The following is a 15,753-nucleotide window of genomic DNA, read 5'->3' as shown; positions in this document are numbered from 1 at the left end:
CTTGGCTGTGGCCACAGCTGTTGACGTAGCAGGACTGGTCGACCGCGCGCGTGACGGCGAACCGCGCGCGGTCGCCAGGCTGATCTCCCTGGTGGAACAGGGGAGTGCGCAGCTGCCGCTGGTGGCGGCGGCCCTCGCCCCGCACACCGGGCACGCCCAGGTCATCGGCATCACCGGTGCTCCCGGCGTCGGCAAGTCGACCTCCACGAACGCGCTGGTGCGTGCTTTTCGCGAGCAGGACAAGCGCGTCGCGGTGATCGCCGTCGACCCGTCCAGCCCGTTCTCCGGCGGCGCGCTGCTGGGCGACCGCGTGCGGATGGGCGACCACGCGACGGATCCCGGCGTCTTCATCCGTTCCATGGCGACCCGCGGCCACCTCGGTGGCCTGTCCTGGGCGACCCCGCAGGCGCTGCGGGTGCTGGACGCCGCCGGGTTCGACGTGATCATCGTGGAAACGGTCGGCGTCGGTCAGTCCGAGGTCGAGATCGTGGCACTGGCCGACACGACGCTCGTGCTCCTCGCGCCGGGCATGGGCGACGGCATCCAGGCAGCCAAGGCGGGCATCCTGGAGATCGCGGACGTCTTCGTGGTCAACAAAGCCGACCGCGACGGCGCCGACCAGACCGCGCGCGACCTCAAGTACATGATCTCGCTGGGCCGCAGGGACCGCGAAGGCCCGTCGTGGCGCGTCCCCGTGGTGAAGACGGTGGCAGCGCGCATGGAGGGTCTCGACCGCGTGGTCGAGGCGATCACCGAACACCAGTCGTGGATGGCCGAGCACGGCGAACTGACCGAACGCCGCCTGCGCCGCGCGGGCGCCGAGATCGAGGCGATCGCCGTCGAACGCGTCCGCACCCGCTTCGGCCCCGTCGACCAGCTGGCCAAGCGCGTGGTCGAGGGTGAACTGGACCCGTTCGCCGCCGCGGAGCTGTTGATCAGCGGTAACCTGCGGCCATGACCGCTTGGGGAGCGCCTCCGCCTGTCGTCATCGACCTCGGCAAGAGCGACACCCGCAAAGTCCTGATCGGCGGCTCGGTCGCCGGGATCCTGGGCATCCTCGCCCTGGTCGGCGCCGTGACCGCCTTCATGGACGGCGAACCGGTGGGCGGCAGCATCGCGGCCGTCATCGGCATCGCGTTCACCTTCATCGGCGTGATGGCCGTGGTGAAGTGGAAGACCATCTCCCGGCCGCGCAAGCTGATCATCGAGCAGCAGGGCATCCGCCTGGACGACCCGCAGGGCATGCCGTGGGCCGTCGGTTGGCAGGAGCTGGGCGCGATCTCGATCTCCCGGACCCAGGAGCGCGCGGTTCAGCTCGCGGACGCCCTGGTGCGCAGGACCCTGGTGCGCGTCGACCTGCATCCGCGCGATCCGCAGCAGTTCCGGCCCGCGCACCCGACGATGGAGCCGTTGTGGGAGTTCCACCGGGTGCAGAACGGGTACCGGCTGCCGCTCGGTGACTCGGCGGGGTTCATCGCGCCGCTCGACCACGGGTTGCGGACCTTCGCCCCGCAGATCTACCGCGGCGTCATCGACGAGGGCTTCACGGTCGGCCTGCACTGAGCCGCCTGGCCCCTCCAAACAAGACGCACCTCTACTCTCAGTAGTCCCAAAGTTCACTGTTTGCAGTGATGGTCTCCCCCTTGACTACGGTGTGGAGTTACCCTCAGTCGTTCGTACGGTGTCACTTCTATCCCCCCAAGGGGTGAAGGCCGTGGGCGGCAACGTGAGCACGGAACAGCGAGTGCTGGACGTCGTGCTGTCGTTCGCCGAAGTCGACACCCTCCCCGATCTGCTCCGCCACACCGTCGAGTCGGCCTGTGAGCTGATCGGTGCCTCCTACGGCGCGCTGGCCGTGATCAACACCCACAGGGAGCTCACGGAGTTCACCGCCCACCACGACGGGCAGGTGCAGATCACGTCCGGTGATCCGCGCTCGATCGGCCTGGCGGACTTCCTGGGGGCACCGATCAAGGTGCACGACGAGACGTTCGGCAACCTCTTCCTGAGCGGCAAGGCGGCGTTCAGCAACCAGGACCGCGACATCCTCACCGCGCTGGCCACGGCGGCGGGCAGCGCCGTGGAGCACCTCGACCGCTACGAGCAGACGCGCAAGCGTGAGGTGTGGCTGCGCGCCGCCGCCGAGGTGACCACCAACCTGCTGACGGGCACGGACGGCCGTGACGCTCTCTACCTCGTGGCGAAGACAGCGCGCACAACGGCCAACGCCGACTTCGCGGCCGTGGTGCTGCCCGACCACACCGGTGACCTCGTCATCGAGGTGACCGACGGCGGCAGCTACGACGCCGAGGGCATGCGGGTGCCCAAGGAAGGCACGGTCACCTACCGGGTCTACGAGTCCGGCCAGGGCGAGTGCCACGCCGAGGGCAAGGTGTCCGCGGTGCCGGGGCCGTGCGCGGTCGTGCCGCTCAAGATCGGGAAGCGGACGATCGGCGTGCTGATCCTGTCCAAGTCCGAGGGCGAGCCCGGCTTCGACGACCCCGACCTCATCGAGGCCTTCGCCGCGCAGGCCGCGCTGGTGCTGGAGTTCACGCGGGCGCGGGGCGACACCGAACGGCTGGCGGTGCTGGAGGATCGCGACCGCATCGCCAGGGACCTGCACGACCTGGTCATCCAGCGGTTGTTCGGCCTCGGCCTCGGGTTGCAGGGGCTGACCGGGACGAGCAGGCCCCAGGTCGCCGAACGGATCACCGGGTTCGTGGAGGAGGTCGACCGCACGATCCGCGAGATCCGCCGCACCATCTTCTCCCTGCAGGAACCGCCGGCCGGGGGCACCAGCCTGCGCGGGCAGCTGCTCAACGTCGTGCACGAGTCCGCACGGCTGCTGGGGTTCGAACCGGACGTGTCGCTCGAAGGCCCGTTGGACACCGTGGTGCCGGACCAGGTCAGACCCGATCTGCTGGCCACGCTCCGAGAGGCGCTCACGAACGTTGTGCGGCACGCGAGAGCGCAGCACGTTGCTGTCGCCGTGAGCGTCGATCGCACCGTGACGAGTCTTGAGCTCATGGTCAAGGACGACGGCCGAGGCTTGCCGTTGGCTGACGATTCCGGCGGGGCGCCCCAGCACGCGGGCGGGCTCGCGAACATGGCGGCTCGGGCGCGGCGCCACCACGGCGACTGCGCGGTCGACTCGATCCCCGGAGCCGGGGTGAGCGTCACCTGGTTCGTTCCACTGGTGCTGCAGGAGGCGAGATGGCGATAGCGGTGCTGGTGGTGGACGACCACGAGATCGTGCGGCGCGGGCTGGTGCAGTTGCTGGCGCAGGCGGAGGACGTCCAGGTCGTGGGCCAGGCGGACAGCGCCGCGGCCGCGATCGCGCAGGCCCCGCGGCTCAAACCCGACGTGGCGATCATCGACGTGCGGCTGCCCGACGGTGACGGCGTCACGGTGTGCCGGGAGATCAGGAGCCTGGTGCAGCCGCCGCCCGCGTGCCTGATGCTCACGTCCTATTCGGACGATGAGGCGTTGTTCGGCGCGATCATGGCGGGCGCGTCGGGGTACATGCTGAAAGAGGTGTCCGGCAACGATCTCGTCGCCGCCGTCCGCACGCTCGCCTCCGGCGGCTCGCTCCTGCACGCCGGGGTGACGGCCACCGTCCTGCAACGGCTCCGCGGCGGCCCCGAGGAAGATCCGCGCTACGCCGCGCTGAGCCCGCAGGAACGCCGCATCCTCGACCTCATCGCCGAGGGCATGACAAACCGGCAGATCGCGAACCGCCTGTTCCTGGCGGAGAAGACGGTCAAGAACTACGTGTCGTCGCTCCTGCACAAGCTCGGCTTCGACCGCCGCACCGAGGCGGGCGTCTACGCGGCGCGACGCAGACGTACCCACCCCGGCGCTTTCTAGACGGTCACCAACCGGCCTGAGCGGCCAGCTGCTGTGCCTTGGCGAGCGGGTTTCCCTTGCTCTCACCGGGTGCCGGCAACGGCACGCCGGGGCAGCTCAGGTCCTTCGCCGGCACCACGCCGTCGACGAGGTAGCTCTCCACCACGTCGCTGACGCAGTCGTTGCCGAACCCGTAGATGCCGTGGTCACCCTCGTCCTTCACGGTCAGCATCCGCGAATTGGCGAACCCGGCGTGAGCCCGTTGCGCGCCTGCGAGAGGCGTCGCGGGGTCACGCACCGACTGCACCATCAGCGCGGAGTCGACGCCCCTTCCGTTGGGACGCTTGAGTTGCACGTCCGGGCGGTCCCACCACGCGCATGGGCCGGTGATCTGGTACCCGCCGACGAGCGAGTACTGCCGGACGCTCTTGTTCCCCTCGCGCTCCAACGACTTCCGGTCCCCGCGGAACGGGGTGTCGTTGCACAGGATCGACATCTGCGTTCCCATCAGCGAGTCCGGGTACTGCTGGGGCGCTGCGAGCGTCATGGGCAGCGTGCCCGCGATCAGCGCGACCAACTGGGCCGTGCCCTCGAACGAGTCCTTGCTGTAGAGGCCCGCGAAGATCACGGCGTCCAGCAGAACCGGTGTGACGACGGTGCCGTCCGGCAACGTGGCGGGCTGCTCGACCAGCCGTGCGCGCGTGGTCTCGTAGCTCTGCCGCACCTCCTCAGCGGTCTTGCCGAGGTGGAACACGTTGTCGTACTTCGCCACCCACGGCAGGAAGTCCACGCGGAACCGGAGTTCCGACCCGGCCGGGAGGTTGTCGAAGACCTTCTGCCACGACTGCGTGAACTCGGTGTTGGAGTCGAGGACGATCTTGTCGAGGGTCTTCGGGAAGTAGGTGGCGTAGTAGGCGCCCATCCAGCTGCCCGCGGAGTAGCCGAGCCAGCTGACCTTCTTGCGGCCGAGCACCTGGCGCAGCAGGTCGAGGTCGCGCACGGTCTGCTCGGTGGTGATGAACTTGCCGAGTTCGCCGGACTTGGTCTGGCAGAACTTGGCCTGTAGCTCCATGCCGCCGTAGAGCAGGTCGAGGTTGGCCTTGCTCCGGTCGCGCCAGTCGGTGGCGAGCCGGTGCTGGTAGGAGCCGCACGTGACGTTGTCGCTGCCGCCGGTGCCGCGCACGTCGATGCCGACGATCTCGGCGTTCTCACTGAGCTTCGGCCGGTTCAGGTAGACCAGCGGCAACGTGCGACCGGCGCCGCCGGGGCCGCCGGGGTTGGTGAAGACCGTGCTCTTCGCCTTGCCGTTCAACGGAACCGTGCGGCTGACCGCGATGGTGATGGTCTTGCCGTTGCGCGGGTTGTGCCAGTCCATCGGTGCGGTGAAACTGCCGCACTGCAGCCGTTCGAATCCCGGCTCGTCGGTGCACTGCTGCCACTTGATCTCCTGGCGCGCGAACTCCGTGCTCGCCGAAGCCTGTGGTGTGGCCAAAAGCGTCGTCGCCACGGTCACGGCGGCCGCGGCCGCCCACTGCTTTCTCATCGGAACCTCCTCACCAGCCGAGCCGGGTTGCCAGGGTGCGCGCCTGCTCCAGCGTTCCGGCCTGCTGCTGACCCGGCTCGGGCAGCGGCACGCCGGGACAGGACAGGTCGCCGGACGGCGTCACGCGGTCGACGAGGTAGCGCTCGACCACGTCGTTGACGCAGTTGTTGTCGAACCCGTAGATGCCGTGGTCACCCTCGTCCTTCACGGTCAGCAGCCGCGATCCGGCGAACCCGGCGTGCGCCTTGCGCGCACCCTCGATCGGCGTCGGCGCGTCGCGTTCCGACTGCACCATCAACGTCGGCGTGACGCCGATTCCGGTGGGCTGCTTGAGCTTCACGTTCGGCCGGTCCCAGAACGCGCAGGGGCCCATGATCTGGTAGTAGCCCAGCAGCGGCCACTTGGCGCCGTCCCGCACCGCGTCGCGTTCCAGGTACCCGCGGTCACCGCGGAACTCGTTGTCGTTGCAGATGATCGAGTTCATCGTGCCGGTCGCCGCGTCCGGATAGGACGCCTGCGCGCTCATCGGCGCCGGCACCGTGCCGGCCAGTTCGGCGAACTTGCGCGCGGTGCTGTCGAACGCGTACTTGCTGTACTGGCCCTGGACGAGCACCAGGTCCAGCGTGACCGCGTAGTACGTGCCTTCTGGCAGGGTGACGGGCTGCTGGGCGAGCTTCGCGCGCGTCCGTTCGTAGCTCTGCCGCACCTCTTCGCCGGTCTTGCCGAGGTGGTAGATGTCGTCGTACTTGGCGACCCACGGCGCGAAGTCGACGCGAAATCGCCGCTCGAACCCCATGCCGAAGTCGCCGAACACCGAGTTCCACGTGCCGGTGAACTCCGTGTTGGAGTCGAGCACGACCTTGTCGAGCGTCTTGGGGAAGTACGTGGCGTAGTAGGCGCCCATCCAGCTGCCGCCGGAGTAGCCGAGCCAGTCGACCTTCTTGCGGCCGAGCACCTGGCGCAGCAGGTCCAGGTCCTTCACGGTCTGCTCGGTGGTGACGAACCTGCCGAGCTCACCGGACTTGGTCTGGCAGAACTTGGCCTGCAGTTCCATGCCGCCGTAGATGAGATCGAGGTTGGCCTTGCTGCGGTCCCGTGGATCCGTGGAGCCGAGCGTGTCGAACCCGCCGCAGGTGACGTTGCTGCTGGCACCCGTGCCGCGCACGTCGATGCCGTAGATCTCGGCGTTCTCGCTGAGCTTCGGCCGGTCGAGGTAGACCAACGGCAGCGTGCGTCCCTCACCGCCCGGTCCGCCGGGGTTGGTGAAGACCGTGGTCTTCGCCTTGCCGTTCAACGGAACCGTGCGGCTGACCGCGATGGTGATGGTCTTGCCGTTGCGCGGGTTGTTCCAGTCCATCGGTGCGGTGAACTCGCCGCACTGCAGCCGTTCGAAGCCAGGCTCGTCGGTGCACTGCCGCCAGGTGATCTTCTGATCGGCCAGGCCGGTCGCCGCCTGAGCCTGTGGGGCGATGAAGAGCGATGTCGCTGTGACGACGGTGAGTGCCGCCGCGATCTTCTTGCGGTACATGCGTTTCCCCCTCCTACCAGCCGAGCTGAGTGGCGAGCTGCCGTGCTTTCGCGAGCGAGTTCTGCCCGCTCTGCGCGTCGGGAGCGGGCAGCGGGACGCCGGGGCACTTCAGGTCCGCCGCGGGAGTCACGCCGTCGACGAGGTAGCGCTCGACGACGTCGTTCACACACGGGTTGCCGAAGCCGTAGATGCCGTGGTCGCCCTCGTCCTCGACGGTCAGCAGCACGGAGTTCTTGAAGTTCCGGTGTGCCCGCTGCGCCTGCTCGATCGGCGTCGCCGGGTCGCGCACCGACTGCACCATCAACGTCGGTGCGACGCCGATTCCGGTGGGCTGCTTGAGCTTCACGTTCGGCCGGTCCCAGAACGCGCACGGGCCGGCGACCTGGGTGTAGCCGACGAGCGGCCACTTGGCGCCGTCCTGCGCGCCGTCGCGCTCCAGGTACTTCCTGTCGCCGTGGAACGGCGTGTCGTTGCAGAGGATCGAGTAGGCGGTGCCCGCCTGGGCGTCCGGATAGCTGGCCAGCGTCTTCGCCTGCGGGGACACCGAACCGGCCAGTTCCGCGAGCCTCTGCGCGCCGTCGGCGAAGCTGTCCTTGGTGTAGAGCGTGGTTCGCAGCGCGAGGTCGAGCGTGACGCCGTTGTACACGCCGTCCGGTCGCGTGACGGGCTGCGCGTTGAGCTTGGCGCGGGTGCGTTCGTAGGACTGGCGAACCTCCTCGCCGGTCTTGCCCAGGTGGTAGACGCTGTCGTACTTCGCCACCCACGGCAGGAAGTCGACGCGGAACCGGCGTTCGAAGCCCATGCCCCAGTCGTCGAAGATCGGCTGCCACGGCAGGGTGAAGTCGACGTTGGAGTCGAGCACGATCCTGTCGAGCGTCTTGGGGAAGTAGGTGGCGTAGTAGGCGCCCATCCAGCTGCCGCCGGAGTAGCCGAGCCAGCTGACCTTCTTCTTGCCGAGCACCTGGCGCAGCAGGTCGAGGTCCTTCACCGTCTGGTCGGTGGAGACGTACCTGCCGAACTCGCCAGACTTGGCCTGGCAGAACTTCGCCTGCAGTTCCATGGCGCCGTAGAGCAGGTCGAGGTTGGCCTTGCTGCGATCACGCGGATCGATCTGCCCGTCGGTGTTGAAGCTCCCGCACGTGACGTTGCTGCTGGCGCCGGTGCCGCGCACGTCGATTCCGATGATCTCGGCGTTCTCGCTCAGCTTGGGCCGGTCGAGGTAGAGCAGCGGGACCGTGCGGCCGGGGCCACCGGGACCGCCGGGGTTGGTGAAGACCGTGGACTTCGCCGTGCCGCTCTTCGGCGTCAGGCGGCTGACCGCGATGGTGATCGTCTTGCCGTTGTGCGGGTTGTTCCAGTCCATCGGCGCGGTGAAGCTGCCGCACTCCAGTCGTTCGCCGCCCGGCGGAAGCCCCGGCGTTCCCGGGTCGAAGCACTGCTGCCACTGGATCTGTTGTGCTGGTGCTGCCAGCGCCTGTGGTGCGATGAGCAGGGATGTTGCCGTAACGACGGCAAGTGCCGCTGCGATTTTCCTTCGTAGCATTCGAGCCCCCTCCAATGTGCCTACAGCTCATCGGTTTTCGGGACTCCGAACATCCGCTGAAGGATGACTGGCTCGTACGACTTGGGTCTTAGCCCAACGCGGCCAAACGGCCATGACATGCGTCATCAAGGCCCCGAAAGGCCGAAGGGCCGTCCCCTAGGTGGGAACGGCCCTTCGCAACGGGAAAACTCAGCAGGATTCCTTGTAGAAGTACTTCGAGTTGGCCGACGCGTCGTCCTTCGTGATGGCGACGAGGTCCGTCTCGATGTTGCGCTTGTTCTCCTTGCCGTCGATCGCGGCCAGGGCCTGCTCGACGCCCTGCTTGCCGATCGTGGCGGGGTCCTGGGCGATCAGGGCCTGCACGGTGCCCGCCTGGAGGTCCAGCACCTGCTTCGGCGACGCGTCGAAGCCGACCAGGTTCACCGCGCCGGTCTTGCCCGCGTTGCGCAGGCCGGTCGCGGCGCCCTCACCGCTGTTGAGGTTGGTCGCGAACACGCCGATCAGGTCCGGGTTCGCCGCCAGCGTCGCGGTCACCTTCGAGGCCGCGGTGGCGGGCTCGTTGTCGGTGTACTGCTGGCCGATGTACTTGAGGTTCGGGTACGCCTTGATGGCGTCCTCGAAGCCCTTGGCGCGGGCGTCCGTCGTCGACGTGCCGGCCTTGGTGTTGAGCACCAGCACCGAACCGGTCTTGCCGGCCGCGAGCTTGTTCAGGGTCTCGGCGGCGAGCTTGCCGCCCTGCTCGTTGTTGGACGAGATGGAGGAGACGCCGATCGAGGTGTCCTGGAGCTTGGTGTCGACCTCGACGACCTTGATGCCCGCGTCCTTGAGCTGCTTCATCGGGCCGGCCATGGCCTTGTCGTCGGTCGGCGCGATCAGCACGGCGGCGGGCTTCGACGCGAGGATGCCCGTGACGATCGGGGTCTGCTGGGCCGCGTCGAACTTGGCGGGGGCCTGCGTGTCGAACTCGTAGCCCGCGGCCTTGGCCGCGCCCTCGAAACCGCACTGCATCGAGATGTAGAACGGTTCCGCCGAGATGCCGGGGATCAGCACCAGTTTCTTGTTCGCGGCCGAGTTGCCCGAGTTCGAGTCACCAATCTGCCCACCCCCGCCACACGCGGCGAGCAGGAAAGCGGCTGAGACAGCCACTGCGGAGCGGATCTTCATTGGTCCAGCACCTTTCCTAACGTTGGTTGCGCGCCCGCCGCCGTGTCTGGTCCAGCCACACGGCGGCCACCAGCACGATCGCCACGGCGATCGGCTGCCAGAACTCCTTGACCCCGATGATCACGAGGCCCTTCTCCAACACGGCCGGGATGAACACGCCGAAGACCGTGCCCAGCACCGAACCCATGCCGCCGAAGATGCTCGTCCCACCCAGGACGACGGCGGCGATCGCGTTCAGGTTGTCCGTCTCGTGGCCGGTGACGACCGCGACGCGGAAGAACGCGTTGCCCATGAACCCCGCGAGACCCGCCAGGGTGCCCGCGAGCAGGTACACCTTCGTCAGGTGGCCGCGCACCGAGATGCCGACGCGCCTGGCCGCCTCCTCGTTCGAGCCGACCGCGTAGGTGTACCGGCCGAAACGCGTGGTGGACAACAACAACGCGCCGAGAGCGGTGACGATCGCCGCGACGATCACGATGTTCGGGATGCCGAAGTACGTGCCGGAGCCGAACGTCGTGTTCAGCTTGTCCGGGATGCCGGACACGTTGGAACCGTTGTTCAGCAACAGGGCCGCGCCCTGCGCCGCACCGAACGAGCCCAGGGTCACGATCAGCGGCGGGATCTTCGCCCGCGAGATCAGCAGACCGTTGAGCAGGCCCCAGACCGCGCCGCTGACCACGGCGACCAGCAGGCCGAACGCGATCACGCCCCAGCCGGCGTTCGTCGCGTCGCCACCGGACACCGAGTTCATCGCCAGCGCGCTCGACACGGACGCGAACACCAGCACCGAGCCCACGGACAGGTCGATGCCGGACGTGATGATCACGAACGTCATGCCGACCGAGAGCACCAGCAGCACGGCGGTCTCGGCGAGCAGGAACTGCAGCGTGGTCACCTGGAAGATCGCGTCCGGGCGGATCGCGCCGAACGTGGCGACCAGGACCAGCAGCACCAGGCCGATCCACAGCGTGTTCGCGCCGGTCAGGCGCTTGAGCAACGGCGTGCGCTGCTCGTCCGGCAGAGTTGACAACGTTGTCTTCTCGTCGGTGCTCATTACGCCGCGTCCTCCTGAGTGAGCGCGCCGGTCATCGCGCCGACGAGCTCTTCCACGCTGGTGTCCGAGGCCTTGAAACGGGCCACGCGCCGGCCGAGGCGCAGCACCTCGACGCGGTCGGACACCGACAGCACCTCGGGCATGTTGTGCGAGATCAGCACCACGGCGACGCCCTCGTCGCGCACGCGCTTGATCACTTCCAGCACGCGTTCCCGTTGCACCACACCGAGTGCGGCCGTCGGCTCGTCCATGAACACGAGCTTCGACGCCCACGCCACCGACCGCGCGACCGCGACGGACTGGCGCTGGCCACCGGACAGCGCCGCGATCGGCACGTCGATGCTCTGCAGCGTCGCGCCGAACCGGGAGAAGTGCTCGGCGGCCTGCCTGCGCATCGCCTTCTTGTCCAGCACGCCCAGGAGGCCGAGGACGCCGGGCTTGAGGATCTCCCTGCCCAGGAACATGTTCGCGGCCGGGTCGAGGTCCGGCGCGACCGCGAGGTCCTGGAACACCGTCTCGATTCCCAGGTCGCGGGCGCTGTTGGGGGAGTCGAGCACGAGCGGATCGCCGTCGAACAGCAGCGTGCCGCCGGTCGGCTGCTCCACCCCGGACAGGCACTTCACCAGGGTGGACTTGCCCGCGCCGTTGTCGCCGATCAGCGACACGACCTCACCGGGGTAAGCGGTGAACGAGGCACCGCGGAGAGCTTCCACGGTGCCGTAGTTCTTCGTGAGATCACGAGCCTCCAGCAGTGGCTGGCTCATGCGGTCACATCCTCCACAGTGGATAGAACGGGTGGGCGGCAGCGGATCGCCACCAGGTCACCGGTCAGACCGAGCTCGCCGGCCGCGTGCGGCACGACGACGGTGCTGCCCTTGTGCACCTCCAGCTCACCGAGCTGGCCGGCACCCTCCAGCACGACCACCACGGCGAACGACGGCTCCAGTGCGAAGGAGCCCTCCACGTGCAGGCGGTCGGCCTGGAAGAACGGGTCCGCGTCGCGGCCGAGCAGATCGACCGACGGCGCCCACTTCTCGGACGTCTGCCGCACCAGCTCGTCGAGCTTGCCGCTCCAGCCCTGCCGGTCCACGCAGTCCAGTGCGACGTCGTAGCCGAGGCCGAGGTGGCCGATGTCGCCGTTGGCGAGGAAGCCCTGCCACTCCAGCGTCACCGAGAAGTCCGTGGGCTGCTGCAGTTCGACGATGAACACGCCCTCACCGATCGCGTGCGGCACACCGGCGGGCACGAAGACCGTGTCACCGGGCCGGACGCAGACGGGGTTGAGCGCGTCGAGCATCGCCGTCGTGTCCTGCGTGGCGACCCAACCGGCGACCACGTCGGCAGGCACGTCGTCGCGGAATCCGATGTAGACGGTCGGGGTCGACCCCGTCGTGCCCACGACGATCCACGCTTCCGTCTTGCCGTGGCGGCAGTTCAGGTGCGAGGACGCGAAGGCGTTCGACGGGTGGCAGTGCACGGGCAGGCGCTGGCCCGCGTCGAGCAGCTTCACCAGCAACGCCGTGTCGCCGCCGAACTTGGCCGCGTGGTCCGCGCCGAGCCATCCCGTCGGGTCGGCTTTCACCGCGTCGCGCAGGAGCACGCCGTTTGGCAACGTTGTCAACCCGGCATCGTCGCGCCCGTAGAGCGTCGTCGTGGACGCCACCCAGTCCTCGGGGCCGAAGTCGCCACTGGTTCCGCCGCGCAACGCGGCGATCGCCTCACCGCCGCGGTAGAACTGCTTCGGCTGGTTGGCGGGCAAGTTGACAGGCTGGTGGAGAACACCAGAACTCACGCGTGGACCTCCCCGGATCCTCGTGGCACCAAGCGCACCGGCAGCACGACGCGGCGCGGTGGTGAGTTGTCGCCGTCCAGTCGGGCGAACAACAAATCGGTGGCCGCCTTGCCGAGCGCGCTCGCGTCGTGCGCGATCACGGTCACCGGCGGCGACAACAGGTCGGCGAGTTCGAAGTCGTCGAAGCCCACGAGAGCGGGCCTTTCCGCGACGCCCGCGAGCGCGCGCAGGATGTACACGGTGATGCGGTTGTTGCCCGCCACGATCGCCGTCGCGGGCTCCCGCATGCTGTGCAGGCGCTGCAACGTGGTCCTGACGCTGCTTTCGTCGTGCGGCCCCATCGCCACGAGTTCCTCGTGGTAGCCGATGCCCGCGCGCACGCAGCCCTCGCGGTAGCCGCGCAGGCGCTCGTTGGCGGTGAAGATGTCCGGCGCGTCCCCGAGGAACGCGATGCGGCGGTGCCCGTGCGAGGCCAGGTGCGTGACCGCCTCGACGGTGCCGCCGATGTTGTCCACCAGCACGGTGTCGGCCACGACGTCGCCCGCGGGCCGGTCCAGGAACACCACGGGCGTGCCCGCGCGCATCTCCGGCACCAGGTAGCTGTGCTGCAGCCCGGCGGGCACGATCAGCAGCCCGTCGACCCTGCGCGAGCAGAACTCCAGCGCCAGCTCGCGCTCGCGGCTCGGATCCTCGTCCGACGACCCCGAGATCACCTGTCTGCCGCGCAAACGGGCGATCTCCTCGACAGCGCGCGTCACGCCGGAGTAGAACGGGTTGCCGACGTCTTCCAGCACCAGCCCGATCGTGCCGGTGGACGAGCCTCGGCGCAGGTTGCGGGCACTCAGGTTCCGCCGGAACCCGAGCTGGTCGATGGCCGCCAGCACGCGCTCGGCGGTGGACGGGTGCACGCCTGGCTCGTCGTTGACCACGCGCGAGACGGTCTTGATGCTCACGCCCGCGAGCCGCGCGACGTCGTTCATCGTCGCGCGACGTACCTTGCGCTGACCGGCTACGGGCCCGCTGGGGGACAACGTTGTCATAGTGGGCGTATCTCACCCCGGCCTTACGCCCTTGTCAACCGTTTCCTTACCGGTCAAGGGCGCTGCCCGCGTCAACGCCCATGGCTCACAGCGCCGCTTGAGACGCGACGAGCCGGGTCATGTGCGAGGACGGCGTGACGCCCAGTTCGCGGTGCAGGAGCGCGCGGTACTGCTGGTAGTGCCGCAGCGCCGACCCGTAGTTGCCCTGGGCGAGGTGCGCGGCGATCACGGTCCGGTGCGCGGTCTCCCTGACCGGGTCGATGGAGATCGCGGTGAAGGCGGCTTCCAGTGCGGCGAGGTGCGCGCCGGCCGAGATGAGGTGCTGGGCGACCGCCTCCAGCGCGTGCAGCCGGACCTGCTCCCACCGGCGCCGTTCGGGGGCCAGCCAGTCGTCGGTCCAGTAGGGCAGCAGGTCTCGGGACAGGGCACCGACCAGGTCCTCCGCTCCGGGTGTGGCGGAGCTGACGACGAGGTGCGCGGCCTCGACTGCCCGGCAGAAATCGACGGTCAGCGCGGGCGACAGCCTCAGCCGGTCCACCGAGGGCTCGACGACCGGCCGTTCCGTCGCCCGGCGCAGGTGCCACAGCGCCTGCCTCACGTTGGCGGTAGCCCGCTGCCTGCGGCACTCGGGCCACAGCTGCTCGGCGGCGGCCTGCCGGCTCACCGCGTCGCCGTGGTGGATCGCGAGGTAGGCCAGCAGCCGCTGCGCGCCCTTGGGCAGCACGACGTCACCGCATCCGGCGAGCAGCTCGAACCGGCCCAGCAACACCAGATGCGCGTCATCGGCTTCTCTCATCGCGGTCCCTCCCTCGGCCGTCCCGAGCATCACCCGGCGCCGTCTCCAGGGCATCTCTCACCTACCTGCCGCGGTGTCCCGCCGACTGCCGGTCGGCGGTGGGCACTCAGTCGTGCGGACTTGACCACCACCCGGTCGGGAACGGGCGGCGACGGCGCGTCGCCGGTTCCCCTGCCGTTCGCCCGGCACCCGTAACGCCAATGGCCCAACGGAACCCGCTCGGCCCAGTCCAGCCCATCGAGTGACGCCGACGGCGCGGTGACAGCGGTGCGCGCGTCGCGAAGACCTGCCGGAGACGGCCGCTCCGGAGCGTGTGCAGCGGGCCGCCCCAGGCCCGGACGACATCCAGCACAGGAGCGCGACCATGACGGACGGACAGATCAAGAGCGTCGACATCCGGATCGCCCCGGAGGACCTCAAGACCCTGAAGGACAGCGGCTACAAGCTCTGCTTCGCGAAGAAGGTCAACGAGACCTACAACGTCGTCTGGCAGTCGGCGGACAGCTACCTCCACGAGAACACGTTCTCCTGGCAGCCGCTCTACCACCTCTTCGGCAGCAACACGTTCCAGGGCAACGTGAGCGTGCGCGTCGCCACCAACGAGGTGGCCGTCGGCCTCGGCGACCAGTCGACGCTGGACAAGGAGGGCATCCTCGGCGACGCGGTCACCGGCGGCCCGAAGACCGGCATCACGCTGGTCAACGAATTCGGCAAGATCCACCCCGGCCTGTCGGCGTACTCGACCGACATCAACGGCAACAGCACGACGACCCCCATCTACGTCGCCGAGAACCCGATCGTCTCGGGCAGCGACCTGCTCACACCGGTGGAGGCCGTGCAGGTGTGGTTCGAACAGGACGTCGCCACGGGCACGATGTTCAGCGCGGCCAGGTCCAACGCCGTCGACATCGACCTGACCACGGCCAACTCGGCGATCCGGCTCTACAGCGGTGGCGCGTGGACGACACCGAAGTCCAGCGCGCTCTACGTGGACCCGGTGACGATCCTGACGATCGTGGCCGGCCTGACCGCGGCCGTCATCGTCCACGACCTCGCGACGAAGATCGCCTCGAAGCTGACCGGCGTCTACAAGGACATCAAGGTCGACGTGACGGCGGCGGACGGCAAGAGCGTCAAGATCGTGTACAGCGAGCTGCCGCGCCTCACCGGGGCACGGCAGGCCCAGACCCGGCTGTTGCTCCAGAACCCGACCATGCTCGACCAGCTCTCGGAGTTCACCCTGGAGGCGTTCGCGCAGCTCGGCGTGGGGTACACGACGCTGAACGCGATGTCGGCCCGCTGACGGCGCCGATGTCCGGAACCGGACAAGTGATCGTCAAGGGCTTGACCTGGACCGTGTGCGCTCAGCGATGATCTGGTGACGGACAGCGTTCTCAGCCCGCGCGAGTCCGGCGAGTAGGCCCCCGGGCCGGGGTGCGCATGCGGC

At 68.7% G+C, this 15,753-nt stretch carries 14 protein-coding genes; 5 read left to right on the top strand and 9 right to left on the bottom strand.

Annotated features, from left to right (window positions below; all coding sequences use genetic code 11):
* Positions 1–7 precede the first annotated feature (7 nt).
* The 4 genes from meaB to ACH413_RS37575 all read left to right on the top strand — a co-directional run bounded on the left by meaB (position 8) and on the right by ACH413_RS37575 (position 3,867).
* Positions 8–958: a methylmalonyl Co-A mutase-associated GTPase MeaB gene (gene meaB / locus ACH413_RS37590; protein WP_360047787.1), complete on the top strand. Its 951-nt coding sequence runs from the start codon at positions 8–10 to the stop codon at positions 956–958.
* Positions 955–1,563: a hypothetical protein gene (locus ACH413_RS37585; protein ID WP_360047786.1), complete on the top strand. Its 609-nt coding sequence runs from the start codon at positions 955–957 to the stop codon at positions 1,561–1,563. The genes meaB and ACH413_RS37585 overlap by 4 nt, the downstream gene beginning before the upstream one ends.
* A gap of 151 nt (positions 1,564–1,714) precedes the next feature.
* Positions 1,715–3,223, top strand: a complete 1,509-nt coding sequence (locus ACH413_RS37580; protein ID WP_360047784.1) for a GAF domain-containing protein — start codon at positions 1,715–1,717, stop codon at positions 3,221–3,223.
* On the top strand, positions 3,214–3,867 hold the full coding sequence (locus ACH413_RS37575; protein WP_360047783.1) for a response regulator transcription factor: 654 nt from the start codon (positions 3,214–3,216) through the stop codon (positions 3,865–3,867). Before ACH413_RS37580 ends, ACH413_RS37575 begins: the two co-directional genes overlap by 10 nt.
* Before the next feature lie 4 nt (positions 3,868–3,871).
* Here ACH413_RS37575 and ACH413_RS37570 read toward each other — a convergent pair whose 3' ends face one another.
* The 9 genes from ACH413_RS37570 to ACH413_RS37530 form a co-directional block, all read right to left on the bottom strand.
* Positions 3,872–5,389 carry an alpha/beta hydrolase gene (locus ACH413_RS37570; protein WP_360047781.1) on the bottom strand — a complete coding sequence of 506 codons (1,518 nt, stop codon included), beginning with the start codon at positions 5,387–5,389 and terminating at the stop codon, positions 3,872–3,874.
* Between the two features lie 10 nt (positions 5,390–5,399).
* The gene (locus ACH413_RS37565) at positions 5,400–6,917 is read right to left on the bottom strand and encodes an alpha/beta hydrolase (RefSeq protein WP_360047779.1); all 1,518 of its coding nucleotides are present in this window, start codon (positions 6,915–6,917) and stop codon (positions 5,400–5,402) included.
* Positions 6,918–6,930: 13 nt separating this feature from the next.
* Positions 6,931–8,460 carry an alpha/beta hydrolase gene (locus ACH413_RS37560; RefSeq protein ID WP_360047777.1) on the bottom strand — a complete coding sequence of 510 codons (1,530 nt, stop codon included), beginning with the start codon at positions 8,458–8,460 and terminating at the stop codon, positions 6,931–6,933.
* A 189-nt stretch (positions 8,461–8,649) separates the two neighbouring features.
* Complete coding sequence (locus ACH413_RS37555; RefSeq protein WP_360047775.1) at positions 8,650–9,624, bottom strand: ABC transporter substrate-binding protein; 975 nt, start codon at positions 9,622–9,624, stop codon at positions 8,650–8,652.
* 16 nt (positions 9,625–9,640) lie between these two features.
* Positions 9,641–10,678: an ABC transporter permease gene (locus ACH413_RS37550; RefSeq protein WP_360047773.1), complete on the bottom strand. Its 1,038-nt coding sequence runs from the start codon at positions 10,676–10,678 to the stop codon at positions 9,641–9,643.
* Positions 10,678–11,442, bottom strand: coding sequence for an ATP-binding cassette domain-containing protein (locus ACH413_RS37545; protein ID WP_360047772.1), 765 nt, complete (start codon positions 11,440–11,442; stop codon positions 10,678–10,680). The genes ACH413_RS37550 and ACH413_RS37545 overlap by 1 nt, the downstream gene beginning before the upstream one ends.
* A complete protein-coding gene (locus ACH413_RS37540) occupies positions 11,439–12,437 on the bottom strand; it encodes a mannose-6-phosphate isomerase (RefSeq protein ID WP_360047770.1) in 999 nt (332 codons plus the stop codon). The genes ACH413_RS37545 and ACH413_RS37540 overlap by 4 nt, the downstream gene beginning before the upstream one ends.
* 29 nt (positions 12,438–12,466) lie before the next feature.
* Positions 12,467–13,450 carry a LacI family DNA-binding transcriptional regulator gene (locus ACH413_RS37535; RefSeq protein WP_330272916.1) on the bottom strand — a complete coding sequence of 328 codons (984 nt, stop codon included), beginning with the start codon at positions 13,448–13,450 and terminating at the stop codon, positions 12,467–12,469.
* 145 nt (positions 13,451–13,595) lie between these two features.
* Positions 13,596–14,306, bottom strand: a complete 711-nt coding sequence (locus tag ACH413_RS37530) for a BTAD domain-containing putative transcriptional regulator (RefSeq protein WP_360047769.1) — start codon at positions 14,304–14,306, stop codon at positions 13,596–13,598.
* Positions 14,307–14,670: 364 nt separating this feature from the next.
* Here ACH413_RS37530 and ACH413_RS37525 point away from each other — a divergent pair, with 364 nt between their 5' ends.
* Positions 14,671–15,609, top strand: a complete 939-nt coding sequence (locus tag ACH413_RS37525) for a hypothetical protein (RefSeq protein ID WP_360047768.1) — start codon at positions 14,671–14,673, stop codon at positions 15,607–15,609.
* Positions 15,610–15,753: the final 144 nt, after the last annotated feature.

The organism is Lentzea sp. NPDC020367, assembly GCF_044387305.1.
In the GTDB taxonomy this organism is placed as follows: Bacteria; Actinomycetota; Actinomycetes; order Mycobacteriales; family Pseudonocardiaceae; genus Lentzea.
This window is presented reverse-complemented; position numbering and strand designations above follow the sequence as displayed.

Coding starts and splice junctions, on each gene's coding strand:
- ACH413_RS37585 (WP_360047786.1), top strand. CDS start 955: ATGACCGCTTGGGGAGCGCCTCCGCCTGTCGTCATCGACCTCGGCAAG.
- ACH413_RS37575 (WP_360047783.1), top strand. CDS start 3,214: ATGGCGATAGCGGTGCTGGTGGTGGACGACCACGAGATCGTGCGGCGC.
- ACH413_RS37570 (WP_360047781.1), bottom strand. CDS start 5,389: ATGAGAAAGCAGTGGGCGGCCGCGGCCGCCGTGACCGTGGCGACGACG.
- ACH413_RS37565 (WP_360047779.1), bottom strand. CDS start 6,917: ATGTACCGCAAGAAGATCGCGGCGGCACTCACCGTCGTCACAGCGACA.
- ACH413_RS37560 (WP_360047777.1), bottom strand. CDS start 8,460: ATGCTACGAAGGAAAATCGCAGCGGCACTTGCCGTCGTTACGGCAACA.
- ACH413_RS37555 (WP_360047775.1), bottom strand. CDS start 9,624: ATGAAGATCCGCTCCGCAGTGGCTGTCTCAGCCGCTTTCCTGCTCGCC.
- ACH413_RS37550 (WP_360047773.1), bottom strand. CDS start 10,678: ATGAGCACCGACGAGAAGACAACGTTGTCAACTCTGCCGGACGAGCAG.
- ACH413_RS37545 (WP_360047772.1), bottom strand. CDS start 11,442: ATGAGCCAGCCACTGCTGGAGGCTCGTGATCTCACGAAGAACTACGGC.
- ACH413_RS37535 (WP_330272916.1), bottom strand. CDS start 13,450: ATGAACGACGTCGCGCGGCTCGCGGGCGTGAGCATCAAGACCGTCTCG.
- ACH413_RS37530 (WP_360047769.1), bottom strand. CDS start 14,306: ATGAGAGAAGCCGATGACGCGCATCTGGTGTTGCTGGGCCGGTTCGAG.
- ACH413_RS37525 (WP_360047768.1), top strand. CDS start 14,671: ATGACGGACGGACAGATCAAGAGCGTCGACATCCGGATCGCCCCGGAG.